The sequence below is a fragment of the Arthrobacter sp. zg-Y895 genome (assembly GCF_020731025.1).
In the GTDB taxonomy this organism is placed as follows: Bacteria; Actinomycetota; Actinomycetes; order Actinomycetales; family Micrococcaceae; genus Arthrobacter_B.
On the sequence record NZ_JAJFZY010000009.1, the window covers coordinates 48,966 to 71,156 of the forward strand.

A 22,191-nucleotide genomic window follows, 5' to 3' on the forward strand; every position below is an offset into this window, starting at 1 on the left:
GTCCGGGCATCAGGCCTGCATCCGCATGATCTCGTTGAACGCGTCAACACCCTTGTTCCGCACTGCGGCGACAAGTTCGAGGGTGACGGAGGCCCGGGTGGACGCGATGGTAGCTGCGTGGATGTCATCAAGGTCGCCGGTCACGGCCTGCACGGCGAGTGTCTTGGACGTGGACTGCAGTTCGGTGACGTTGTCCACGGCTCCGGTGAGCTGCGTGGCAAAGGAGGAACCGTCAGTGGAGACGGCGGGCTTTACGGCTTCCACGTATCCCGTCGGCGTGGTGCTGCTGACTGCGGCGATGGCGGGAACGGGCATTAGGAGCGTCCAATCTGCAGTGCTGCTTCGTATGTGCTCTTGGCACGGTCAACCACGGCGGCATTCGCTTCATAGCCGCGCTGGGCAAGGATCAGGTTGCCCATTTGTTCCGACAGGTCAATGTCCGGGTACCGGACGTAGCCTTCGGCGTCGGCGAGGGCGTGGTCCGGCTGGTAGACCATCCGGCCTTCGGCGTCGCCGTACTCCACGCCTGTGACGTGGACTCCGCTGCCTTCCCGGCCTTCCTGGGCTACGACGTAGCGGGCCTGGAAAGCAGCACCGTCGGTGCTGGAGACATTGTTGGCGTTGGCCAGGTTGTCGGAAACAGCGTCCAGCCACTTGCGGTGAGTGGTGAGTCCGGTTGCGGCAATGCCGATGGCATCGAAAGTCATTAGTTGGTCCTCAATGCCGTGCGGAGGGAATTGGCTTCTCCGCCAACGGCTTGGGTGGCGAACTGGTAGCGCAGCACGGTGTCGATATTGGACAGTGTTTCGGTGTCCAGGTTGACGTTGCTGCCGTCCAGGCGGGTGGGTTCAAGGGAACGCGAGGTGGTGGCGGCGACTGCTCCATTACCGGCTTTCACCGATTTAGCGAGGGCGTCCTCGAAAGTGACGCGCTGGGCCTGGTAGCCGGGGGTATTCACATTCGCAATATTGTTTGCGATGGTCCGCTGACGGAGGGCAAGACCGTCCAGGGCGCTTTGCAGCGCAATGGAGGAGACGGAATCGAACACAGTGAAACCCAGTTCTCGCTAAAGGGACAGTGCGGCCGATCCGTGGCCTCTTTCGTGAGCTATCCGTGCTCGTTAATGGTTATCGGCCGAATTAACGAGTAGGTAAGCGGTAATCAAGTAATTCTTTTGGATTTTTGCAAGTATGCGGTATAGGAAAAGTAAGCAGTCTTCCGATTTCGCTGCTTTTAGCCGTCAACTTCGAGATAAACGGCCGACGCCGCGGGGCCGGGGACACTGCGGATCAGCAGGGACTGTTTCCGGTTGGTCCGCGACTCACTGCGCAGCTGGGCGTATGCCCGGGTCTGTGCCTTGGACAGCATCCGGGCACGGGTAACGAGCTCCTCGGGGAGCGGGCCGAGGTCCGCCGGAGGTTCCCAGTCGGCCGCCACCTCGCGGGCCTGTTCCGTGAGGGACTGTCCTTCGAGGAAGGACTCCAGGTTGTCTTCGAGCTGCGTGAGGACGAATTCCCAGAGCGCGAGGTTGGCCAGTTCCTCCGGGCCGCGGTAGGGTTCTGCCGATTCAGCCGACACCGAGAACCCCTCCCGGTGTGCCGGCGGCTGCAGGTGTTGCACCGGCAGCGGGGAGCTGTGCCGCCGCTTCATGCCAGGCCAGGCGGATCGGTTCGAGCAGGTCGATGCATTCCCGGGTCAGCTTTGCGTCCCGGCCGATGTTCGCGTTCATGAGGGTGGAAAGCGAGTACGTGTACAGGGCATGCAGGCTTTCCCCACCCTCCCACACATCGGTCTTCAGCGTGCCCAGCAGCTCGGTGATAATGGCCTGGGCATGGAGCAGGTTCTCCGAAGCCACCGGCCACTCGGCATTCTGCTGCGCGGTTTCGGCCCGGACAAGGTCCAGCAGCAGCCGGTCGTACAGCATGGTCAGGAGCCGGGCAGGCGAGGCCGAGAGCACGGCATTGCGTGCATATTCGGCCCGCTTGGCTGCCATTGAGTAGTTCACGGTCACTTCTTACTCGAGGAGGCGGTGAGGGAGTCGAGCTGGCCGGTGAGCCAGTCCATCTGGCTGTTGAGGGAGCCCAGTTTGACTTCAAGGTTGGTCCAGACGAGCTTCAGGGTGGATTCCCGCGAAGCCAGCCGGCGGTCCCACTGCTCGACCTGGCTGTTGAGGGACTTCACCGTGGATTCCTGGCTCTGGATCCGTTTGGTGATGGAGCCGTCGTACTTATCGGAGGCTGTCTTGCCTACGGCCTCGACGCGGGCGGCAATTGCCTGGAGCGAAGCCTGCGTCTTTTCCGGATCCGCGGCGAGGGCAGCGGCGAACTTGTCGGCGTCGAACTCCACGGTGCCGTACTTGGTGAGCGTAATGCCGATGTCCGACGTCGAACGTCCGTCCAGCGAGCCGGTTGCGGCGCCCACGATGGACTGCTTCAGGGAGCGGGTGGCTGAATCCCCGGTGAACACCCCGCCGGTGGTTTTGGTGACACCGTCGGAGGTATCAATCGAGACGGCGGAGTTCCGGTCCATGTAGCCAAAGACATCCGTCAGAGCGGCGACCAGAGAAGCTGCGACGTCGGAGATCGCCTTGGTATCCCGGCTGACGGTTACGGCGACCGGATCAGCAGACACGGCGGACACGGTGATGTCCACGCCGGGCATCAGGTCCGCGAAGGTGTTGGTGGCGGAGGTGATCTTCGTTTCGGCTCCGGCCACCCCGGCCCACAGGGTGACCTCGGCGTCCTGACCGGCGCGGATGGCACCAAGGTCCGTGCCGTTCTGCGAGACGGTAAAGGCGCCGGCCGAGCCCGTGGCGGAGGCACTGAACTGCATCCGGTACTGGGCGACGCCGTCCACGCTGCCGGCAGCGATCTTGACGGCGGTGACGCCCAGGTTGGCTTTGTTGACGGTGCTGATGACTTGGTCCAGGCTCTTGCCTGCCGTGTCCAGCTCGGTGATGGTTCCGTTGGCGGAGATGGAGAGCGCGTCGCCGTTAGGCCATGCCGCCATGGCACTGGAAAGGGAAACCTGCGCGGTGGCCAGCTTATTGACGGTGATATCCAGCGATCCGGCGGCTGCCCCGTCCTTGACGGCTGCGGTGACGGTGGTGGACCCGGTAACGGCGGCGTAGCGGTCCGTGCCGCCTGCCTTGGCGATCTTCCCGGCCGCCTCGGTCAGGGAAGCAATTTTGGTGTTGAGGTTCTGCAGCGCCGTGACGAACAGCTTGTTGGACTCGACCTTGTCCTTCAGAAGCTTTTGCGGGCGGGCTTCGATCTTCATCAGGTCCGCAATCATGGCGGTGGTGTCGATGCCGCTGATCAGCCCGTCAATGCCTAGCGCCATGAAAATGCTCCTTGAGAAGTCCTGCCGTGTCCTGCTGATGTCTTGCGGGGTTCTGCTGGGTCCTGCTGGGGGCTACATGTCCTGCGGTGACAAACAGAAGGCAGGGAATGGGCTGGCGGCGGGAAGCGTGAGGTCCAAGTCATGTTTCCCCGCCGCCAGCGGCCATTCACCTGCCGGTTCTGCGGTTACTGCTGATGAATCTGGTCAGGCGCTGCTACTACTGCAGGAGCGACATAACGCCGGAGTTCATCTGGTTGGCCTGGGCCAGCATTGCGGTAGCGGCCTGGGAGAGGATCTGGGACTTGGTGAAGTTACCCATTTCCGCTGCCATGTCCGTGTCGCGGATGCGGGAGTTGGCCGAGGAGAGGTTCTCCACGGAGACCGCGATGGAGCGTGATGCGGATTCCAGGCGGTTCTGCTGTGCACCCAGGTCTGCACGCTGGTCGGAAGTGGCCGCGATGGCAACATCCAGTGCCTTAGTCGCCGTAGCAGCACCCGCCTGAGTGTCGAGGGCGGTCAGACCCGCAGCGAGCGTCGTCAGCGTGCCGGCGACGTCGGCCTGCGTAATCTCGATGGTCTCGTCTGCGCCTGCACCTACCTGGATCTTCAGCGTATCCGCCTTAGCTACAGGCGGAGTAGCCGCGCTGGGGCCCAGGAGCTGGATACCGTTGAAGTTGGTGGAGGTGCTGATACGGGTCAGTTCGGATGACAGTTCGTCAACCTCGGACTTGATCGCACCGCGGGACTCAGCGTTGTTCGTATCGTTAGCAGCCTGAACCGTCAGGTCACGCATACGGTTCAGGATGTTGTGGACCTCGGTCAGGGCGCCTTCAGCGGTCTGGATGAGGCTGATGCCGTCCTGGGCGTTGCGGCCGGCCTGCGTCAGACCGGAAACCTGGTTCTTCAGGCCTTCGGAGATGGCCAGGCCTGCAGCGTCGTCAGCCGCACGGTTGATGCGCATACCGCTGGAGAGGCGCTCCACCGACTTGGCCTGGTTCGTCTGGTTCAGGTTCAGGTTGCGCATGGCGTTGAGCGACGAAACGTTGGTGTTGATTGTGAAACCCATGATGTATTCCTCCGTGAGTGGGCTGTACTAACAGGCCCTTCCGTGGGCCTGCAACCATAGCTATCGGCGGAGCACCGACGGGTGTTAGCAGTTCTGAAAAAGAATTCGAAAAAAGATTTAAGTGCGGCGGTAAGCCTAGGAAGCGGCCGGATTGAAAGTTGCCGGGCGGCCCGGAACACCCGTAAGTCCGGGCACAAAAGCCTGCGCGCCGGGAAGGGCCGGGGCCAGATGGTGCCGGGTGATGCCGCCGGCGGTGCGTTCTCCCACTGAGGTGAGATAGGCGTTGCGGCGTGCCGGTGCGATCCGGGACTGGAGTTCCGGTGCGGCAGTGGCGTCGGAGTAATGCGTGCCCAGGCCGTCCCGAAGGAGGCGGACCGCTTCGGCCCGCTGCTGGGACACGGCCGAGTGGGTGCTGCCGAGCTCTTCGGCTATTTCCTTGACCGTGCGGTCGTGGAAGTAAATCTCCTCCACTACATACCGCATCTTTTCCGGCAGGGCGGCGACGGCGGCCTGCAGGTACTTCAAGCGCTCGGAGGCCAGGAGGGAACCCTCGGGCGACGGCATGTCTGCGATCAGGAAATCCGTTGCGGATTCGTCCAGGCTGGACACTGTGCGGGAAGCATCCGACAGTGCATCCTCTGCCACAGTGCGGTCCACGCCCAAGGCGGAGGCGATCTCGTCCACATTGGGAGTGCGGCCCAGAGCGCCGGTGAGGGTTTCCTTCACCGCGAGGGTTTCCTTGATCCGCCGGCGGGCGGATCGCGTGGCCCAGTCATTGGAACGCATTTCATCCGCAAAGGCGCCGACGATGCGGCGGCGGGCATAGGCTCCAAAGGGAACACCCAGGTCCGGGTCGAACGAATCTGCGGATGTTATAAGGGCGATGGATCCGGCTGAGGCCAGGTCGTCACGCGAGAGGTGCGTGGCCTTGGCGCAGACTTCGGATACGAGATAACCAACCAATGGCAGATTTTCCACCACCATGGCATTACGTTCGGCGCGATTCAATGTGGACCCCCAAGCCCTTGTTCCCCAACTGTCCCCATACTGCGAGCAGTTACGCCTGCTTCGTGGTCAGTGGCTGAGACCGCTGGTGAATCCACGCTTAAGCGCTTTAGCTGAAACATACCACTAACATTGAAGATGAACCGGCCGATAGTGATTTGTGGCGGACGTATTGGAATGCGGACGCCAAACCAAAGACTTTTGCCGCAGGTTGGGGCCTGAAATCAGACGTCTTATTCCGCTTTAGAGACATTCAGTGCACCACCTAGGAGGTGAGCAAAGCATGGGTACCCAGAAACTCTCGGCCCTTCTATGGGAAGAGCGCGAGTTGTTGGAACTTCTTGTGTTCAAGCTCGAAGAAGAACAACTGCTGCTCACCTCCGGAAAAACCAAATGGCTGACTCACGCCACGCGCGAGGTTGAACAGGTCCTCGAGCGCCTCCGCGGAGCCGATCTCGGCCGGGCTGTTGCCGTTGCCGGACTCGCCGTCGAATGGGGCACCTCCGAAAACGCCACGCTGCGTGAGCTGGTAGCCGCAGCTCCTCCCGGTCCGTGGACGGAAATCTTCAACGCACACCTCCAGGCCATGACCGAGCTGACCGTGAAGATCCGCGAACTGCGCGATATCAACGAACAGTTCCTGCGCACTGCGGCACGCTCGGCCCAGGAAACGCTCGCGGGGCTAAGCCCGGAAGCGAACACCTACACGGCGTCCGGCACCTCGGCCGCCCCCACCTCAGCCGCCCGGCTGGTTGACCAGAGCATTTGACGTTAAGGACCCCTAGAGAATGAGTACCTTCAGCGGCCTGAACACGGCGTACACCGGCCTCACCGCCGCCCGCAAGGGCCTCGACGTCGTCGGCCAGAACGTGGCCAACGCCAACGTGGCCGGCTACACGCGGCAGCGCCTGAATACTTCCGCGGTTCCCTCCCTCGCGCCCGCCGGCAGGTTCGCCGCCCCTACCGGGGTAGGCCAGGGCGTATCAGTGGATTCCATTGCCCGGCTGGGCAGCCAACAGCTGGACACGCGGGTACGCAGCACCGCCGCCGTTGCCGGCTATTCCGCCGTCCGCGCCAACGCGCTGATCGAGCTGGAGGACGGGTTCAACGAGCCGGGCAAGAACGGCCTCTCCACGGCACTGCAGAACTTCTCCGCCGCCTGGGACGGCATTTCCCACAATCCCTCGGACAACACTGCCGCTGCGGTACTGCTCAGCGCGGCCAGCACCGCCGCAGGACAGATCGCCAACGGCTACAACGCGGTCCGGGACCAGTGGAACAGCACCCGCAGCGGGCTCAATGACATGGTCACTGAGCTGAATTCCAGCGCAAAGCAGCTGGCCAGCCTTAACGGGGCCATCCGCTCCACGCTTGCCTCCGGCGCGTCGGCGAATGAACTCGTTGACCAGCGCAATGCCCTGGCCACCACCATCGCAGCGCTTAGCGGCGCCACGGTGCGGGAATCCTCCGACGGCATGGTGGATGTCCTCATCGACGGCAATGCACTGGTGTCCGGCACGAATGCCCGTTCCCTCCAGGTCACCGGCGGAAAGACCATGGACGATGCGCAGGAACCCGTAGTGGGCTGGACGGACCGGCCCGGCTCGGCAGGCATTGGCAAGGGCGAAATTGCCGGCGCCACGTCACTCCTCGCCTCGGCCGGCAACGGCGGCGTCTTCGCGCAGGCCGCAGCTTCCTACAACGAGGTTGCCGCCTCGCTGGCTTCCAGCGTCAACGAGCTGCACCGTCAAGGCGCAACCACGGCCGGCATCGCCGGCGGAGATTTCTTCAGCGTGGGCACCCCGGCTGCAACCACCCTGGCGACCGTGCCGACCGATGCCTCCGGCATTGCCTCCGGCCGCCCGGGCTCGGGAACACTCGACGGCGGCATTGCCGACCAGATTGCCCAGCTGGGTTCCAAGGCCGGGTCCGCGGACAAGGTCTGGAGCGCCTTCGTCACGGCCACCGCGTCGCAGAGCCGCGCTGAACTGCAGCAGGCCACGCTGGCCGACGTGGCGTCCTCCTCCGCGGTGGATCTTCAGCTTTCCAACGCCTCGGTGGACCTGGACGAAGAAAACGTGAACCTGCTGATGTACCAGCACGCCTACCAGGGTGCTTCCCGCGTCATGAGCGCCATTGACGAAATGCTTGACACCCTCATTAACCGCACCGGAATTGTTGGAAGGTAACCCGTGATCAGCCGCACCACGAACCAGACCATGGCCCGCACGGCCCAGCAGAACCTGCAGGCCAGCATGTCCCGGATGGCCAAGCTGCAGGAGCAGGTCGCCTCCTCCACTGCTATTGCCCGCCCGTCCGACGACCCCACGGGGACCGCCAATGCACTGAAGGTTCGGTCGGAAATCCGGGCCAACGTGCAGTACACATCCAACGTGAGCGACGCGGAGGGCTGGCTTACCGTCACCGACAATGCGCTGACCAACACCACTGACATCCTGCGGCGGGTCAAGGACCTCACGCTGAACGCTGCCAACGGCACCCTTTCGCCGACCGACCGCAAGGCCATCGCCACGGAACTTTCCGGCCTGAAGTCGGACCTGCTGCGCGAGGCCAACACCACCCACCTTGGCCGCACGGTCTTCGCGGGCACCTCGGACACCGGCAAGGCGTTCACCGAAACGGGCGGTTCCTACACCTACAGCGGTAGCGGAACCCCCACCACCCGCCGGCTGGACAGCAGTACCCAGATGCGCGTGGACACCGACGGTGAAGCCGTTTTCGGCAAGGGAGACAACTCGGTCTTTCGGATGATGGACAACCTCGTGGCGGACCTGGAAGCGAACAACGACGTCAGCGGCTACCTGACGAAGGTTGACGCGGCGGCCGACACCGTCCTCATGGAACATTCCGCGCTCGGCGTCCGGCATGCTGCCACAATCAATGCCAAGGACAACCTGGCCGAGAAATCCATCAGCCTGGAAACCCGCCGCTCGGGGATCGAGGACCTGGACACGGCAAAGGTCATCCTGGACATGAAACTGCAGGAAGTCGCCTATCAGTCGGCCCTTGCCGTGACGGCCAAGGCACTTCAGCCGACGCTCATGGACTTCCTGCGATGAGCACCGGCCTGACGTTCCTGACTCCTCCTCCCGGGCTGGCCCCGGAGGTGCACTTCGACCTCGAAGAGATCGACGGCGCGGCCGGCTTGTTCGCCATGACCGCGGCCGGCAGCGCCGACGGCGGCAGCAGGCGCCTCTACGTCCTGGACGCCTCCGTCTATCTTCCGGACTACCACCCGGAAATCACCGACGAACAGCGTCATCAGCTGGAACTGGTGACTCCCGAGGACGCCGCCGTGCTGGTGGTGGCCAATCCGACGGTAGGCGGGACCACCGTGAACCTGCTGGCGCCTATCGTGGTCAACCTGTCCACGGGCAGCTGTGCCCAGGTGATCCTTGAAGGCCAGGACTGGCCGGTCCGTGCTCCCTTGGAGCCGGTCGCCGCATAGGTTTCCAACACAAAAAGGCGCACGTTCCGTGGAACGTGCGCCTTTTGTACTTAAGCGGAAGGCTTAGGCGAAGTCGGCCGTGGCCGGATCCGCGCCGTAGCGGGTGCCGTTGTCGAGCGCGTTGATGGCCTCGATGTCTTCGTCACTCAGCTTGAGGTTCAGTGCTTCCCAGTTTTCCCGGATACGGGATTCCGTGACGGACTTGGGGATGACAATGCTGCCCAGCGCCAGGTGCCAGGCGATGACGACCTGGGCCGGGGTGGCGCCGTCGTACTTCGCGGCGATCTCAACGAGCTTGGGATCCTCGAGCAGGCCCTTGCCGGAGCCCAGCGGGGACCAGGACTCGTGCAGGATGTTGTGCTCCGCCTCGAAGGCACGCAGGTCCGCCTGGTTCAGGTACGGGTGGGTTTCCACCTGGTTCAGGACCGGGACAACGCCGGTGGCGTCGATGATTTCCTGCAGGGCTTCCTTGGTGAAGTTGCAGACGCCGATGGACTTCACACGTCCCTGCTTCTGCAGCTCGACCAGCGCCTTCCAGGTGTCCACGTACTTGTTCTGCTTCGGCTGCAGCCAGTGGATCAGGTAAAGGTCGAGGGTTTCCAGGCCGAGACGCTCCATGGAGGCGTCGAAGGCATTAAGGGTTTCTTCGTAGCCCTGGTCCGCGTTCCACACCTTCGTGGTGATGAACATGTCCTCGCGGGGGACGGAGGTGGCGGCGATGGCGCGGCCGACGCCGGCTTCGTTGCCGTAGATCTTGGCCGTGTCGATGTGGCGGTAACCAACCTCGAATGCCTGTCCCACTACCTTTTCGGCAACCTCGTCCTCAACCTGCCACACGCCGTAGCCGAGCTGGGGGATGGTGTTGCCGTCATTGAAAGTCAGTACCGGTGATGTAGTCATCCCCTCATCCTTGCCCTGATGCCGGGCAGGACAAAGCGGATAAGCTCACCGCGAAAACCCGACGTCATGTATTCCCGGTTTAGCCAAGTTTCTTTTGCGGGGTTTGCCGGTATTTCGGGAAAGCCGATTCCTACTTTCGGGAAATCCCGGTTTCCCGGGCGCTGAGCAGCGCGCGTTCGGCTTCAACCACGTCCTCCTGGACGAGTTCCGCGCGGCGCCGCACATTGTCCAGGCCGGCGGACGCGATCCCCCAGCGCTCCCCTTCGAGCCGCGACATGGCGGCGGCTTCGGCGGCGGCAGCGAGGGAATTGCCGCTGCGGGACAGCGCCCGGTGTACTGCGGTCAACGCTCCGGGAATGTTCTGTCCGGTACTGGGCAGCTGCAGTTGGGCAGCGGCACACACCTCCCGGACGCGCGGCAGCAACCCTGCGAGCTCATTGGCCACGGTCACCAGCTCGTTGTAGATCGCGTCATCCTCCACGCCCTCGAGCATCTGGTAGTAGCGGTCCAGGCCCCGCGTAAAGCGGTCATGCGCCCGGCGCCAGACACCCTTGCCGAGCTCCGCGTCGTCTTTCCGCCCCTGCCGGGCGGCTGCAAAAAGTACCATCAATGTCCTACAAGTACTGGCCGGGGCCCGATTGCGGTTCCTGCCGCGGGCTGCCGGGCATCTGGGCAGCACGGTGCGGTTCCCCATCATCTCCGATAACAACACCCGGCGCCAGTATGGTCCCGGGCGGCAGCTGGCGCAGCTGGAGGCGCCCGGCCGCGTGGCTGGCGGTCTGCTGCGCGGCAATGGCCGTCTGGATGCCGCGGAACAACCCTTCGAGCCATCCCACCAGCTGGGCCTGCGCAATCCTCAGCTCCGCGTCGGTGGGGGTGGAATCATCCATGAACGGCAGGTTGATCCGGTGCAGCTCGTTCACGAGTTCCGGGGCCAGCCCGTCCTCGAGTTCCTTCAAGGACCGGGAATGGATCTCCGCCAGCCGGTTGCGCGCCGCATCGTCCAGCGGTGCGTTGCGGACTTCTTCCAGCAGCTGCTTGATCATGGTGCCGATCCGCATGACCTTTGCCGGTTCATCCACCAGTTCGTTGAGCTTCGCCGGTCCGGTCTTGCCTTTGCCGTGCCCGGGCGCCTCCCGGCTGTCCCCGGAGTGGTTCACCGCTCCGGCGTCACCGGCGGGCGCAGCGGCGCGGGCCGTGCCATCGTCGGCCGGTGTCTGTTCTGACTTCTGCCCAACAGGAGCACCCGGAGCCGCGTCGCGGCGCTCGGAGGATCCGTTCTGTTCAGTCATGGCATTAATGCTCTCACGGTTGGCGGCGGTTGCCCCGCGGGCGGGCGGTTTTCCGGTTCCGTCCTCCGGTTTTGGCGTTCCCTCCGGTTCGGCAGGCTGGGCCCAGGCGCCCAAGCGAAAGCAACAAAGCCAAACAACGACGGCGGCACCGCAGCTGAGGCAATCAGCTGCGGTGCCGCCGTCGTACTTATTGCCGGATCGGCTGCCGTGCTAGCAGCAGCGGCCCTCCGGGTTGGCGTCCTGCCGGTCCATCTTGTCCCGCCAGAACTCCCGTTCGCTCATCAGCGGCGAAGTGCAGCCGGACGCGGCATGGAAGTCCGTGTACTTGCGGTAGGCGTCCTCCCCCATCACGTCACGGAAGAACCGGACGAACCCGGTCACCCCTTGGCGGACGGCGACGGCGGCACTCATGTGTGCGCCGCCCTCTTTGCGGGCCGGTCAGCCTCCGGCAGCGAGTCCCACTGGGCCATGATCTCCTTTTCGGCCGGCGTCGCCAGGAAACCGGCCGGTGCGAAGGTGCGGGACGGAACAGCCGGATCCTCGGCGCTCGGGGCACCGCCCGAACGGAAGGACCGGATGCTGGCGATGATGGCCGTGATGATGACGATGATCGCCAGGGTCACGAACACCACCGAGAGGGTGGTCTGGATGAGCGTGTTGCGCACCACCGCTTCCATGGCCTCCACGGTCTTGGCCGTGCCGAAGCTGGTTTTCCCGTCGGCCAGTGCCTGCTGGAAGGCCTCGTGGTTGGCCCAGTAACCGACGCTCGGCACCGGCGAGAAGATCTTGTAGAACGACGCCGTGATGGTCACCACCGCGGCGAACGCCAGGGGAAGTGCCACGATCCAGAGCCACTTGAATGCGTTCTTCTTGGCAATGATCGCCATGCAGATGGCCAGCGCAATGGCTGCCAGCAGCTGGTTGGCGATGCCGAAGAGCGGGAACAGCGTATTGATGCCGCCCAATGGGTCCGTGACCCCCATGATCAGGATCGACCCCCAGCCGGCGACCATGATTGCCGTACATATCCAGGCTCCGGGACGCCAGGACATGTCCTTGAACTTCGGGGCCACGTTGCCGATGGTGTCCTGCAGCATGAACCGCGCCACCCGGGTGCCGGCGTCGACCGCGGTGAGGATGAACAGGGCCTCGAACATGATCGCGAAGTGGTACCAGAACGCCATCATGCCGGGTCCGCCGATCAGGCTCTGCATGATCGTGGCCAGGCCGACGGCGAGGGTGGGCGCCCCGCCGGTGCGCGACACAATGGATTCCTCGCCCACGTTGGATGCCAGCGAGGAGAGCATGTCCGGGGTGAGGTTCACTCCGGCCAGGCCCAGGCCGTTCACGAAGGCGACCGCGCCTTCCACCGTGCCGCCGGTGGCGCCGGCGGAGGAGTTCATGGCGAAGTAGATGCCGCGGTCAATGGAGATGGCAGCCACCAACGCCATGATGGCCACGAAGGACTCCATCAGCATGCCGCCGTAACCGATGAAGCGGGTCTGGCGTTCCTTCTCCAGCATCTTGGGGGTGGTGCCGGAGGAAATCAGGGCATGGAAGCCGGACAAGGCGCCGCAGGCGATGGTGACGAAGAGGAACGGGAAGAGCGGCCCGGCCACCACCGGCCCGTCGTCGCGGCTGGCGAACTCGCTGACCGCCGGAACGCTGATCTCCGGGCGGACAATGATGATGGCCACGGCCAGCATCACGATGGTTCCCACCTTCATGAAGGTGGAGAGGTAGTCGCGCGGGGCCAGCAGCAGCCAGACCGGCAGGACGGCGGCGATGAAGCCGTAGATGATGATGCCCCACGCGATGGTGGTCGGTTCCAGGGTCAGGGCGTCGCCCAGCGGGGTTTCGGCAACCCAGCCGCCGGCAATGATGGCGGCGAGCAGGAGGACGAAGCCGATGATGGAGACCTCGGTGACCTTGCCTGGACGCAGGTAGCGCAGGTACACACCCATGAACAGGGCGATGGGGATGGTCATGCTCACGGAGAAGACGCCCCACGGGCTTTCGGCGAGGGCGTTCACCACCACCAGGGCAAGGATGGCCACGATGATGATCATGATGACCAGGGTGGCGATCAGGGCGGCGGTGCCGCCGATGAGTCCGAGTTCATCCCGCGCCATCTGCCCCAAGGAGCGTCCGCCGCGGCGCATGGAGAAGAACATCACCAGGTAGTCCTGGACGGCGCCTGCCAGCACCACGCCCACGATGATCCAGATGGTGCCTGGCAGGTAGCCCATCTGCGCGGCGAGGACCGGTCCGACGAGCGGTCCGGCGCCGGCGATGGCGGCGAAGTGGTGGCCGTAGAGGACCCGGCGGTCCGTGGCGGCGTAGTCCTTGCCGTCCGCCTTGTACTCGGCGGGGGTGGCGCGGCGGTCATTGGGCTTCAGCAGCTTCGCTTCGATGAGCTTTGAATAGAAGCGGTAGCCGATGAGGTAGGTGCACACGGCGGCGAACACGAACCAGATGGCGTTCACGGTTTCGCCGCGGACTACGGCGAGCATGGTCCAGCTGAAACCGCCCAGCAGCGCGATGCCCGCCCAAATCGCGATCTTCGCGGGCGTCCAGCGCCGGCCCTCCGCCTCGAGGACTTCCGGATCCACGGCCACCGGCGGCAGTGCCGGGTCCTGTTCCAGGACGTCGCCGTCCAGTGGTTGCCGGTTGTCGGCCCGGCGCCGTTGGTTCTCGCTCATGATGATCCCTTTTGTCTGCGGTGGCTTGTCTGCATTGACATACGTACCGAACGGGGGCAGGGAGTGGCCCTGCACCTTGAGATTACCAGCGGCTGAGGTGGCCGTCACAGACATACGTGACGGCGGCCGCATGGTGCGCGGCCGCCGTCGTCGTCGGGGGTCCTGCCTGGTGGGATGCCACCCGGCAGGTTGCATGCCTAGATCGTCAGCAGGATCTTTCCCGCGTGCTGCCCGGAGTCGAAATACTCGTGTCCGGCGGCGGCGTCGGCCAGCGGGAAGGTGCGGTCCACCAGGGGCCGGATCTGGCCGGAGACCAGCAGCGGCCAGACGTACTCGCCGACGGCGGACATGATGGCGGCCTTTTCCTCCACGGGCCGGCCGCGCAGGGTGGTGCCGATGACGGCGGCGCGCTTGGTCATGAGCTGGTTCAGGTTCAGCTCCGCCTTGGTGCCGCCCTGCAGCCCGATGATCACCAGGCGGCCGGCGACGGCGAGCGCGTCCAGGTTCCGCTGCAGGTACTTGGCGCCGACGACGTCGAGGATGACGTCCGCGCCGTGGCCGTCGGTGGCAACACGCACCGCTTCGACGAAGTCCTGCTCCTTGTAGTTGATAAGGACCTTCGCGCCGAGCGATTCAGCCAGTTCCAGCTTTTCGGCCGACCCTGCGGTCACCATCGGAACGGCGCCGAACGCGGCAACCATCTGGATGGCCATGGTGCCGATGCCCCCAGTGGCGCCGTGGATGAGGACGTAGTCCCCCTCCTTGACGCCGGCGGCCATAAAGAGGTTGGAGAACACTGTGGCGGCGGTTTCCGGCAGGGACGCGGAAGTGACGGCGTCGAAGCCGTCCGGGAGGGGCAGGACCTGCCCGGCGGGGACGGCAACCTGCTCGGCGTATCCGCCGCCGGTCAGCAGTGCCACCACTTCGGTTCCGACAGCGAAGCCTTCAACGCCCTCGCCCAGGGCGGCAATGCGGCCGGAGACTTCCAGGCCCGGATACTCGGATGCTCCGGCGGGCACCGGGTAGTGGCCCTGGCGCTGCATCACGTCGGCGCGGTTGATGCCGGCGGCAATGACGTCGATCAGGACCTCGCCCGGTCCGGCCTCGGGAGCAGGAACATCCTGCAGTTCCAGTGCTTCCGGTCCGCCGGGTGTTCCAATAACGATGGCTTTCATGCTGTCCTTCCAGGTTTAGGGAATTTTGGTGATTTCATCCCTTCTGCCAGACTACATAGTGAGGAAGGTTGTCCGAGCGGCCGATGGAGCTGGTCTTGAAAACCAGTGTGCGGTAACCCCGTACCAAGGGTTCGAATCCCTTACCTTCCGCCAGACAACGAGAAGCGGTCCCTGATCAGGGGCCGCTTCTTCTGTTTAAGTGCGCGGACCGGTCTCGGGCGCGGATTCATGATTCTCTTACGGAATTGCTGCCGGTTGGGGGATGTGGTGGCGGTTCAAAGTGCAGTAGATGCTGCCTCGGACCCGGCCAGACAGCATCTACTGCACTATGAACGCGCGGACAGAACAGAAGCGGTGGTGGGCGGCGGCCCCGGGCAGCGGCCGGCGGAACGTGACGGACGCAATCACTTAGGCTTGTCCTAAGTAATTGCTTCCGCAGTCCCCCACCGCATCGGAGCCGCAGCATGTCCCACCGCACCTCTTTCTCTTTTCCGAAGCCGGTCCGTATCGCCGCACTCACGCTCGGCCTGGCCGCCGCGCTCAGCGGGTGCGCCGCCGGTGACGACGACGATCGTGACGAATCGGCGTCGAACACCGGAATGCATGGGGTCCCCGAACAGACCGCCGAGCGGGTGCTCCAGGTCAGCTCCGTCCATCCGGAAACCGGCATGACCCTCATCGAAGGACCCACGTTCGGGCCCGACGGCGGCCTGTTCGTCGTCGATGTCACGGCTCCGGCCGGCGAAGCCAAGGTGATGCGGGTGGACGTGGAGGATGAATCCGTTTCCCGGGTCTACACCGAGGGCAACGGCGCCTACACCTCCGCGCAGTTCAGCCCGAAGGACGGCCGGATCTACCTGACGGACTTTGCCGGCGGAAAAATCGACAGCATGACCGCCGACGGCCAGGACCATAAGACCTTCTTCGCCGACGACGTCGACGGTTCCCCCATGCGCCCGGACGATCTGGCCTTCGATGAGGAGGGGAACCTCTTCGTCAGCGATTCCACCGGTTATGCCGATCCGGCGTGGGAAGCACAGGGCCGGGTGGTGCGGATCGACAAGGACACCGCGGAGGCCACCGTCCTCGCCGAGAACCTTGCCGCCCCGAACGGCATCTCCTTCAGCGAGGACTTCAAGGCCCTGTGGGTCAGCCAGTACATGGACAACCGGATCGACTACCTGGTGCTGAACGAGGACAAGACCGAGGTCACCACCTCCCATCCCGGCATGCACTTTGACGGCGGCACCAGCCAGACGGATTCCAACGCCGTGGACGCCGACGGCAACGTCTATCAGGCAGTCCACGGCCAGCCGCGCATCTTCATCTACAACCCCCGGGGTGAACTCCTGTCCACCGTCACCGTCCCGGCGGACGACGAGGACGGCCTCACCTCGGCCACCAATATCGCCATCAAGCCCGACACCAACGAGGCCTACCTTACGGTCAGCGGCCCTGCCGGCGGTTTCATCTACGAATTCGAATCCCTGTCCACCGGCATCCGCCAATCAAACGGCGGCTAACCTCCTCCCCACCCCACCAAGAACAGCACGGATAAGTCGCGCACCGCCTGTCGGTGCCTGCACCGCTGACCACTAGGGGTGACATAGGGGTGACATGCACCCGTAGGGGCCTGGCGGAGGCGGCTTTAATATTCCAAGCGAGCTCTGCGAGCTCTGGAATTTCGTTGCCGCCGGAGCCAGGCCCCGCAGGTGACCCGGGCCAGGCCGAGCCCCCAGCCCCCGCAGGCGAGCGGGGCGTAAGGCGCAGAGACTAGCCCTCAGTCACCAGCACCTCGTCGATGCTTTCCTCGCGCCACTGCTTCAGCAGCCGGTGGAACACTACCGGCCCCGGGCTGAAGGAGAAGCTGACGGGCGGCGGGTTGCCCTCGCGGTTGTAGTAGCCGGGCGTGCATTCGGCGGAGAACTTGCGGTTGTCCGCGGAGGTCCGCTGGATGGTTTCGCCCCAGGCCGCCTCGGCTTCGGCCGTCGGTTCGATGTACCGGGCACCCACCTCACGTGCCCTGCCGATGACGGCGCCGATGTGGTTGGCCTGTTCCATCAGGATGTGGACGAAGTTCACCGAGTTGGCGTTCTGCAGGGAGCCGAGGTGGAACAGGTTCGGGAAGCCGTGCGTATAGAAGCCGTGCAGGGTCCGCGGGCCGCGGCCCCAGGCTTCCAGTAGGGTCTGGCCGCTGCGCCCGGTCACCGGCATGGCCCCGGAGGTGACACCCGAGATGCCTACCTCAAAGCCGGTGGCGAAGATGATGCAGTCCACCTCGTATTCTTCCTCGCCCACCACGATGGTGTTTTCCGTGATGCGGGTAATGCCGCCGAAGTCCGCCGTGTCCACCAGCGTCACGTTGGGACGGTTGAACGTCTCCAGGTAGTAGTCGCTGAAGGTCGGACGCTTGCACATATAGCGGTACCAGGGCTTGAGCTTTTCGGCCGTCGTCGGGTCGAAGACTTCCTCGTCCACCCGGGCGCGGATGGAGTTCATTTTCCGGAAATCAACGAGTTCGTCGAGCCGTTCACGCTCGTCCGCCGAAACGGACTTGTCCACGGCGCCGCTGATCATCTTGCGGTGCAGCTGAGGCACGGAGGTCCAGCCATCCCGGGTGAGGTCCTTCTCCACCGGCTCCCCGGAAACCACAGCCAGGAAATTCTCCATCCGTTCCTGCTGCCAGCCCGGCTTCAGGGAAGCGGCCCATGCGGGATCAGTGGGACGGTTGTTCCGGATGTCCACCGACGACGGCGTGCGCTGGAAGACGATGAGCTGCTCGGCGTCGCGCGCCACCATGGGGATCACCTGGATGCCTGTGGCGCCGGTGCCCACCACGGCCACCTTCTTGTCCGCCAGTCCGGTGAGGTTGCCGAACTGGTCGCCCCCGGTGTAGCCGTAATCCCAGCGGCTGGTGTGGAAGGTGTGCCCCTTGAAGGAGTCAATGCCCGCAATGCCGGGCAGCTTCGGCTGCGTGAGCGTTCCGGAGGAGGTGACCACGTAGCGGGCACGCATCGAGTCGCCGCGGTCGGTGGAAACGATCCATTCGGACGCAGCTTCGTCCCAGGCCAGGCTGGTCACGCGGGTGGAGAACACGGCGTCGCGGTAGAGGTCGAAACGTTCCGCAATGGCCACGGCGTGCCGGCGGATCTCCTCGCCCGGCGCGTAACGCTCGGTGGGCATGTAACCCACTTCTTCGAGCAGCGGCAGGTAGACGTAGGACTGGATGTCACAGCGGATGCCGGGGTAGCGGTTCCAGTACCAGGTGCCGCCGAAGTCCCCGGCCTCATCCATCATGCGGATGCTCTCGACGCCGGCCTGCCGCAGCCGCGCTCCGGTCATCAGCCCGCCGAACCCGCCGCCGATCACCAGCACCTCCACGGTGTCGGCCAAGGGCTCCCGTTGGGTGCGGGGAGTGTAGGGATCGGTGGCGTAGTAGCCGAATTTTCCCTTTGCGGGCTGGTACTGGGTGGCGCCGTCCGGGCGGATCCGCCGGTCCCTTTCGGCCTTGTACTTCGCCCTCAACGCCTCGACGTCCAGGCCGTCTTCTATGCGCTCGTACGCTATGGGGGTTTGCGTGCTGCTCATGTAGTGTCCTCGCTTCGCTTGCGCGTTCCCGTGACCCAGGGCAGAGCGGGAGGACTACGACGCCGGTGCGCTCGGAGTCCGTCTCACTCCGATCTGCAGCCGCGGGGACGCCGGTATATCTCAAAAACCGATAAACGGTTAGCCTCACCCTAACTAATTTGGCTGAGCATTCGCTGACCTCTGTGTTTGCCGACACGTCCGCGGCCACTACGGTGAACTCATGACCGAAGGAAGCAATGAGCAGCAGGAACGCGAACGCGTTCTGCTGAGTCTCGAAGAACTGGCCGATTCCCTGCAGTCGTCGGCCCTGCCCAGCTTCCTCGATCCGTTGCTGTCCACGGACCTGACGGTGCGCCAGTTGAAGGTCCTGACCGTTCTCGTCACCGCAGAGGAGGGTGCTACCGGCCGTGGCCTCTCGGAGTCCTTCGGTGTTTCCATGGCATCCATGTCCGGTTTGATCGACCGGCTCGTCGCCCAGGGTGTAGCTACCCGCTCGGAGGATCCCCTGGATGCACGGGTACGCAGGGTGAAGGCAACGCCGCTGGGACGGACGGTGGTGCGCCGGCTCGTGGCCGGACGCCCCGAACTTAATGTCGAAATTCTCTCGCGGTTGTCGATTGAAGACCTGCACGCACTCGAACAGGGCATGCGTGCCGTCCATGCCGAGATAGGCCGTGGCGCGGACGCCAAGAGATGACTGTTCGACCGCCGCGCCTTATCTCCGGGGCCAACTGGTTGGTCCAGGCGGCAAGCCTCATGGCTCTGGCCTACCTCCTCCGCGTGCTCCAAGCCAGCGGGACCCTGCTTTACCTCGGGGCGGGAATCGGCACAGGCCAGTTGATCGTGTCTGCGCTGGTGGCGGCCTGGTGTTTCTTCCTCGGAGCTTCCTGGACACTCGTTCCCTGGTTCAGCGGCCTCTTTCGCCATTTCTTTCTGCGTCGGGCCGCCGGCTTCCTCGGCGGCATTATCACCTGCGCATGGTTGCTCCTCCTTGCTGGATATGGATTCCTCACCCTTTTCTTCTCGGGGCCCGGCTACCAAAGGATCTCAGCGCCGGCGGGAGAGCACACATTGCTGATCAACAACCAGAGCGTTTTGTTGATCGGCTCGCATGCCGTCTACGAACAGGTGCAAGGCCCGGTCTACGAATACCGGGACCAGGTGCTGACAGATGACGGCTACGATCCGTTCAGCGGCGGAGCCTTTTCCGTGCAGTGGGGTGAAAAAACCGCAACGATTTCCTTCGCGGTGTATTCGCAGGGCGAGGACGGCAATGCGGGGGACCGGAGCGGCCGGGCAGTCATTCCCCTCAGTGCCAGGTGACCCGGATCCGTCCCGCCCCGTCCGCCGGAAGCACCGTGAACAGGGCAGGCTCCCGGAAACCTCGCTCCGCGAAGGCCCCACGCACGGCCGCGCGGACCCGTTCCTCGTCCTCCCGCCGGATCAGGGCAATGGCCGAGCCGCCGAATCCCCCGCCGGTCATCCGGGCACCCAGCGCACCGGCGGCGAGCGCCGCGTCCACCGCCAGGTCCAGCTCCGGGCAGGACACTTCGAAGTCATCCCGCAGCGAGGCATGGGAAGCGGTCAGCAGGTTCCCGATGCCGGCGACGTCGCCCGCCCGCAGGTGCCCGACAACCTGCAGCACCCGTTCGTTCTCTCCGAGCACGTGCCGGACCCGCCGTCGGGTTTCCGCATCCAACCGGTCCAGGGAGGTACCGGCAGGCACCTCCCGCAGCGACGCCGCACCCAGCGCCGCCGCTCCGCGTTCGCAGGACGACCGCCGGGCGCTGTAGCCGCCGTCGGCGTGGCTGTGGACCACCCGCGTATCGATGACCAGCACTTCCAGTCCGTGCCGGGCCAGGGGCAGCGGCACGGTTTCGGAGTCGAGGCTGCGGCAGTCCAGGAACAGCGCACTGCCCTCCCGGCCCATCAGCGATGCCGACTGGTCCATGATGCCCGTGGGCGCACCGACGAATTCGTTTTCGGCGTACTGGGTCAGCCGGGCCATCCGAGGCCGGTCCATGCCCAGCTCCAGCAGCTCGTTCAGCGCCACAATCACAGCCACTTCCACGGCGTGCGAGGAGGACAGGCCGGCACCTACCGGCACCGTGGAATCCAGCAGCAGGTCAAAACCGGGGACGACGACGCCGGCTCTGCGCACCAGCGCGAACACCACACCAGCCGGATAAGCTGCCCAGCCGCCGACCCCGCCCGGCTCCAACCCGCCGGTATGGAACCGCGCACGGGACAGCTCCTCACCGTCCGGAGCATAGGTGGAAGCGAGGCGCACGACGTCGGGCTCTCCTGTTTCGCCCGGCCGGCGCAGCCGCATGGCCACGAGGGCACTGCGGTCGATGGCGAACGGCAGGACGAAGCCGTTGTTGTAGTCCGTGTGTTCGCCGATCAGGTTTACTCGCCCGGGGGCCCGCCACACGCCGTCGGGCGTCTCGCCGTACACCTCTGCAAAGCGCCGGACCAGGTTTTCGGCCCGGGACTGCACCGGCTGAACCGGCGCGCTCATACACGCACCTCCCGAAGGCGGACGGCGGTCTGCTCCGCAGTGGTGTCGTTGATGAAGGCACCCATCGCGGCCTCGGAGCCGGCCAGGAACTTCAGTTTGTCCGCTGTCCGTCGGGGACTGGTGAGCTGCAGGTGCAGCCAGCCAGCTTCACGGTCAGCGGCATTCACCGGTGTCTGGTGCCAGGCGGAAATGTACGGGGTGGGGGTGCCGTACAGTCCGTCCACCCGCTGCAGCAGTTCGAGGTACACGGCAGCGAGCTCGTCGCGTTCTTCCCCGGTAAGCGCGGCCAGGTCCGGGACCTGGCGGTGCGGCACCAGGTGGATTTCCAGCGGCCAGCGGGCTGCGTACGGCACATACGCGGAGAAGTGCCTGCCTGCCAGGACCATGCGGTCCCCGGCCTCCGACTCGTCCCGAAGCAGCTCGCCCATCAGTGCCCGGCCATGCTCGGACAGGTGCTGCCGGGAGCGTTGGGCCAGCCGGGCGGCGTGGGGCGCGGCGTACGGATAGGCGTAGATCTGCCCGTGCGGGTGGTGCAGCGTGACGCCGATGTCCTGGCCCCGGTTCTCGAAGGGGAAGACGTGCGCGATGCCCGGCAGGGCCGAGAGTTCCCCGGTGCGCTGCGCCCAGGCTTCGACCACGGTGCGGGCCCGGGTGTACGGCAGCGAGGCGAAGGAGCCGTTGTGCTCCGGGGTGAAGACCACCACCTCGCAGCGGCCGAACGCCGGCGAGGGCCGCCCCCAGAGCGCACGCTCATCCCCTGTCCCGCCCGGTTCCGGCAGGATGCCGAGTTCCGGTCCCAGGGAGGGGAAACGGTTCTCGAAGACCACGACGTCGAAATCTTCCGCCGGAATTTCCGACCTCAGTCCCGGACGGGTGGGGCACAGGGGGCACTGGTCGGCGGGCGGCAGGTAGGTCCGGGCCTGGCGGTGGGCCGCCACGGCCACCCACTCCCCCGTCAGCCGGTCGAAGCGCACCTCCCCGTTGCCGGAACGGGGATCCAGCGGACGGGCATCCACGACCGTTTCCACCGGTTGCCCGCCGCGGTCGGTGAAGAACAGTGCCTCCCGGCCGTCGGCGAGCCGGTGGCGGCGGTGGACGATCGGCTGCACAGCCGCGTCAGAATCAGCAGCA

General features: G+C 64.9%; 24 protein-coding genes and 1 tRNA gene. 8 read left to right on the forward strand and 17 right to left on the reverse strand.

Translation table 11 applies throughout. The annotated features are described in order from the left end of the window. Positions 1-9: 9 nt before the first annotated feature. The 8 genes from fliE to LJ760_RS14300 form a co-directional block, all read right to left on the reverse strand. Positions 10-315 carry a flagellar hook-basal body complex protein FliE gene (fliE, locus tag LJ760_RS14265; protein ID WP_227923869.1) on the reverse strand — a complete coding sequence of 102 codons (306 nt, stop codon included), beginning with the start codon at positions 313-315 and terminating at the stop codon, positions 10-12. Next, positions 315-707 (reverse strand): flagellar basal body rod protein FlgC, encoded by a 393-nt coding sequence (gene flgC / locus LJ760_RS14270; RefSeq protein WP_227923870.1) that lies wholly within the window; start codon positions 705-707, stop codon positions 315-317. Before flgC ends, fliE begins: the two co-directional genes overlap by 1 nt. Beyond that, positions 707-1,048 (reverse strand): flagellar basal body rod protein FlgB, encoded by a 342-nt coding sequence (locus LJ760_RS14275; protein WP_227923871.1) that lies wholly within the window; start codon positions 1,046-1,048, stop codon positions 707-709. Before LJ760_RS14275 ends, flgC begins: the two co-directional genes overlap by 1 nt. Positions 1,049-1,233: 185 nt before the next feature. Further along, positions 1,234-1,578, reverse strand: a complete 345-nt coding sequence (locus LJ760_RS14280; RefSeq protein WP_227923873.1) for a hypothetical protein — start codon at positions 1,576-1,578, stop codon at positions 1,234-1,236. Beyond that, the gene (fliS, locus tag LJ760_RS14285) at positions 1,568-2,005 is read right to left on the reverse strand and encodes a flagellar export chaperone FliS (RefSeq protein ID WP_331460729.1); all 438 of its coding nucleotides are present in this window, start codon (positions 2,003-2,005) and stop codon (positions 1,568-1,570) included. The genes LJ760_RS14280 and fliS overlap by 11 nt, the downstream gene beginning before the upstream one ends. 2 nt (positions 2,006-2,007) lie before the next feature. Further along, the gene (fliD, locus tag LJ760_RS14290) at positions 2,008-3,342 is read right to left on the reverse strand and encodes a flagellar filament capping protein FliD (RefSeq protein WP_227923880.1); all 1,335 of its coding nucleotides are present in this window, start codon (positions 3,340-3,342) and stop codon (positions 2,008-2,010) included. Positions 3,343-3,559: 217 nt separating this feature from the next. After that, the gene (locus LJ760_RS14295) at positions 3,560-4,408 is read right to left on the reverse strand and encodes a flagellin N-terminal helical domain-containing protein (protein WP_227923882.1); all 849 of its coding nucleotides are present in this window, start codon (positions 4,406-4,408) and stop codon (positions 3,560-3,562) included. Positions 4,409-4,543: 135 nt separating this feature from the next. Further along, complete coding sequence (locus LJ760_RS14300; RefSeq protein WP_231709541.1) at positions 4,544-5,392, reverse strand: sigma-70 family RNA polymerase sigma factor; 849 nt, start codon at positions 5,390-5,392, stop codon at positions 4,544-4,546. Between the two features lie 304 nt (positions 5,393-5,696). Between LJ760_RS14300 and LJ760_RS14305 the strand changes: the two genes are divergently transcribed. The 4 genes from LJ760_RS14305 to LJ760_RS14320 are packed head-to-tail and all read left to right on the forward strand — an operon-like array spanning position 5,697 to position 8,882. Continuing rightward, complete coding sequence (locus LJ760_RS14305; RefSeq protein ID WP_227923886.1) at positions 5,697-6,182, forward strand: flagellar protein FlgN; 486 nt, start codon at positions 5,697-5,699, stop codon at positions 6,180-6,182. A 19-nt stretch (positions 6,183-6,201) separates the two neighbouring features. Then, a complete protein-coding gene (gene flgK / locus LJ760_RS14310) occupies positions 6,202-7,602 on the forward strand; it encodes a flagellar hook-associated protein FlgK (protein WP_227923887.1) in 1,401 nt (466 codons plus the stop codon). 3 nt (positions 7,603-7,605) lie between these two features. Next, complete coding sequence (gene flgL / locus LJ760_RS17520) at positions 7,606-8,493, forward strand: flagellar hook-associated protein FlgL (protein WP_227923888.1); 888 nt, start codon at positions 7,606-7,608, stop codon at positions 8,491-8,493. Then, on the forward strand, positions 8,490-8,882 hold the full coding sequence (locus LJ760_RS14320; protein ID WP_227923889.1) for a flagellar assembly protein FliW: 393 nt from the start codon (positions 8,490-8,492) through the stop codon (positions 8,880-8,882). Before flgL ends, LJ760_RS14320 begins: the two co-directional genes overlap by 4 nt. A gap of 63 nt (positions 8,883-8,945) precedes the next feature. Here the strand turns inward: LJ760_RS14320 and LJ760_RS14325 are convergent, their stop codons facing one another. From LJ760_RS14325 to LJ760_RS14350, 6 genes are all read right to left on the reverse strand, one after another. After that, positions 8,946-9,782 (reverse strand): aldo/keto reductase, encoded by an 837-nt coding sequence (locus LJ760_RS14325; protein ID WP_227923891.1) that lies wholly within the window; start codon positions 9,780-9,782, stop codon positions 8,946-8,948. A 130-nt stretch (positions 9,783-9,912) separates the two neighbouring features. Next, complete coding sequence (locus tag LJ760_RS14330; RefSeq protein WP_227923894.1) at positions 9,913-10,389, reverse strand: hypothetical protein; 477 nt, start codon at positions 10,387-10,389, stop codon at positions 9,913-9,915. Between the two features lie 7 nt (positions 10,390-10,396). Then, complete coding sequence (locus LJ760_RS14335) at positions 10,397-11,074, reverse strand: bacterial proteasome activator family protein (RefSeq protein WP_269436593.1); 678 nt, start codon at positions 11,072-11,074, stop codon at positions 10,397-10,399. Positions 11,075-11,284: 210 nt separating this feature from the next. Beyond that, on the reverse strand, positions 11,285-11,485 hold the full coding sequence (locus tag LJ760_RS14340) for a YbdD/YjiX family protein (RefSeq protein ID WP_227923896.1): 201 nt from the start codon (positions 11,483-11,485) through the stop codon (positions 11,285-11,287). After that, positions 11,482-13,776 carry a carbon starvation CstA family protein gene (locus LJ760_RS14345; protein WP_227923899.1) on the reverse strand — a complete coding sequence of 765 codons (2,295 nt, stop codon included), beginning with the start codon at positions 13,774-13,776 and terminating at the stop codon, positions 11,482-11,484. The genes LJ760_RS14340 and LJ760_RS14345 overlap by 4 nt, the downstream gene beginning before the upstream one ends. 197 nt (positions 13,777-13,973) lie before the next feature. After that, the gene (locus LJ760_RS14350; RefSeq protein WP_227923902.1) at positions 13,974-14,951 is read right to left on the reverse strand and encodes an NAD(P)H-quinone oxidoreductase; all 978 of its coding nucleotides are present in this window, start codon (positions 14,949-14,951) and stop codon (positions 13,974-13,976) included. A gap of 62 nt (positions 14,952-15,013) precedes the next feature. Here LJ760_RS14350 and LJ760_RS14355 point away from each other — a divergent pair. Together LJ760_RS14355 and LJ760_RS14360 are read left to right on the forward strand one after the other, a co-directional pair. Further along, positions 15,014-15,104: transfer RNA gene (locus LJ760_RS14355), tRNA-Ser, on the forward strand. A 311-nt stretch (positions 15,105-15,415) separates the two neighbouring features. Next, positions 15,416-16,474, forward strand: a complete 1,059-nt coding sequence (locus LJ760_RS14360; RefSeq protein ID WP_227923905.1) for an SMP-30/gluconolactonase/LRE family protein — start codon at positions 15,416-15,418, stop codon at positions 16,472-16,474. Positions 16,475-16,724: 250 nt separating this feature from the next. On the opposite strand, the gene LJ760_RS14365 is transcribed toward LJ760_RS14360, so the two are convergent. Beyond that, positions 16,725-18,539: a flavin-containing monooxygenase gene (locus tag LJ760_RS14365; protein ID WP_227923908.1), complete on the reverse strand. Its 1,815-nt coding sequence runs from the start codon at positions 18,537-18,539 to the stop codon at positions 16,725-16,727. A 220-nt stretch (positions 18,540-18,759) separates the two neighbouring features. On the opposite strand from LJ760_RS14365, the gene LJ760_RS14370 reads away from it, so the two are divergent. Both LJ760_RS14370 and LJ760_RS14375 read left to right on the forward strand, forming a co-directional pair. After that, positions 18,760-19,236 carry a MarR family winged helix-turn-helix transcriptional regulator gene (locus tag LJ760_RS14370; protein ID WP_227923910.1) on the forward strand — a complete coding sequence of 159 codons (477 nt, stop codon included), beginning with the start codon at positions 18,760-18,762 and terminating at the stop codon, positions 19,234-19,236. A 59-nt stretch (positions 19,237-19,295) separates the two neighbouring features. Next, positions 19,296-19,862 carry a hypothetical protein gene (locus LJ760_RS14375; RefSeq protein WP_227923911.1) on the forward strand — a complete coding sequence of 189 codons (567 nt, stop codon included), beginning with the start codon at positions 19,296-19,298 and terminating at the stop codon, positions 19,860-19,862. Here LJ760_RS14375 and galK read toward each other — a convergent pair. After that, on the reverse strand, positions 19,849-21,060 hold the full coding sequence (galK, locus tag LJ760_RS14380; protein WP_227923912.1) for a galactokinase: 1,212 nt from the start codon (positions 21,058-21,060) through the stop codon (positions 19,849-19,851). The two genes, LJ760_RS14375 and galK, sit on opposite strands and share 14 nt — an antisense overlap. Further along, positions 21,057-22,160 carry a galactose-1-phosphate uridylyltransferase gene (gene galT, locus LJ760_RS14385; RefSeq protein WP_227923929.1) on the reverse strand — a complete coding sequence of 368 codons (1,104 nt, stop codon included), beginning with the start codon at positions 22,158-22,160 and terminating at the stop codon, positions 21,057-21,059. Before galT ends, galK begins: the two co-directional genes overlap by 4 nt. Between the last annotated feature and the right edge of the window lie 31 nt (positions 22,161-22,191).

What these genes read in the sequence shown, in the direction of transcription:
- fliE (WP_227923869.1), bottom strand. Translation starts at nt 315, where the DNA reads ATGCCCGTTCCCGCCATCGCCGCAGTCAGCAGCACCACGCCGACGGGA.
- flgC (WP_227923870.1), bottom strand. Translation starts at nt 707, where the DNA reads ATGACTTTCGATGCCATCGGCATTGCCGCAACCGGACTCACCACTCAC.
- fliD (WP_227923880.1), bottom strand. Translation starts at nt 3,342, where the DNA reads ATGGCGCTAGGCATTGACGGGCTGATCAGCGGCATCGACACCACCGCC.
- LJ760_RS14295 (WP_227923882.1), bottom strand. Translation starts at nt 4,408, where the DNA reads ATGGGTTTCACAATCAACACCAACGTTTCGTCGCTCAACGCCATGCGC.
- LJ760_RS14300 (WP_231709541.1), bottom strand. Translation starts at nt 5,392, where the DNA reads ATGGTGGTGGAAAATCTGCCATTGGTTGGTTATCTCGTATCCGAAGTC.
- LJ760_RS14305 (WP_227923886.1), top strand. Translation starts at nt 5,697, where the DNA reads ATGGGTACCCAGAAACTCTCGGCCCTTCTATGGGAAGAGCGCGAGTTG.
- flgK (WP_227923887.1), top strand. Translation starts at nt 6,202, where the DNA reads ATGAGTACCTTCAGCGGCCTGAACACGGCGTACACCGGCCTCACCGCC.
- LJ760_RS14320 (WP_227923889.1), top strand. Translation starts at nt 8,490, where the DNA reads ATGAGCACCGGCCTGACGTTCCTGACTCCTCCTCCCGGGCTGGCCCCG.
- LJ760_RS14325 (WP_227923891.1), bottom strand. Translation starts at nt 9,782, where the DNA reads ATGACTACATCACCGGTACTGACTTTCAATGACGGCAACACCATCCCC.
- LJ760_RS14330 (WP_227923894.1), bottom strand. Translation starts at nt 10,389, where the DNA reads ATGGTACTTTTTGCAGCCGCCCGGCAGGGGCGGAAAGACGACGCGGAG.
- LJ760_RS14335 (WP_269436593.1), bottom strand. Translation starts at nt 11,074, where the DNA reads ATGACTGAACAGAACGGATCCTCCGAGCGCCGCGACGCGGCTCCGGGT.
- LJ760_RS14340 (WP_227923896.1), bottom strand. Translation starts at nt 11,485, where the DNA reads ATGAGTGCCGCCGTCGCCGTCCGCCAAGGGGTGACCGGGTTCGTCCGG.
- LJ760_RS14345 (WP_227923899.1), bottom strand. Translation starts at nt 13,776, where the DNA reads ATGAGCGAGAACCAACGGCGCCGGGCCGACAACCGGCAACCACTGGAC.
- LJ760_RS14350 (WP_227923902.1), bottom strand. Translation starts at nt 14,951, where the DNA reads ATGAAAGCCATCGTTATTGGAACACCCGGCGGACCGGAAGCACTGGAA.
- LJ760_RS14360 (WP_227923905.1), top strand. Translation starts at nt 15,416, where the DNA reads ATGTCCCACCGCACCTCTTTCTCTTTTCCGAAGCCGGTCCGTATCGCC.
- LJ760_RS14365 (WP_227923908.1), bottom strand. Translation starts at nt 18,539, where the DNA reads ATGAGCAGCACGCAAACCCCCATAGCGTACGAGCGCATAGAAGACGGC.
- LJ760_RS14370 (WP_227923910.1), top strand. Translation starts at nt 18,760, where the DNA reads ATGACCGAAGGAAGCAATGAGCAGCAGGAACGCGAACGCGTTCTGCTG.
- LJ760_RS14375 (WP_227923911.1), top strand. Translation starts at nt 19,296, where the DNA reads ATGGCTCTGGCCTACCTCCTCCGCGTGCTCCAAGCCAGCGGGACCCTG.
- galK (WP_227923912.1), bottom strand. Translation starts at nt 21,060, where the DNA reads ATGAGCGCGCCGGTTCAGCCGGTGCAGTCCCGGGCCGAAAACCTGGTC.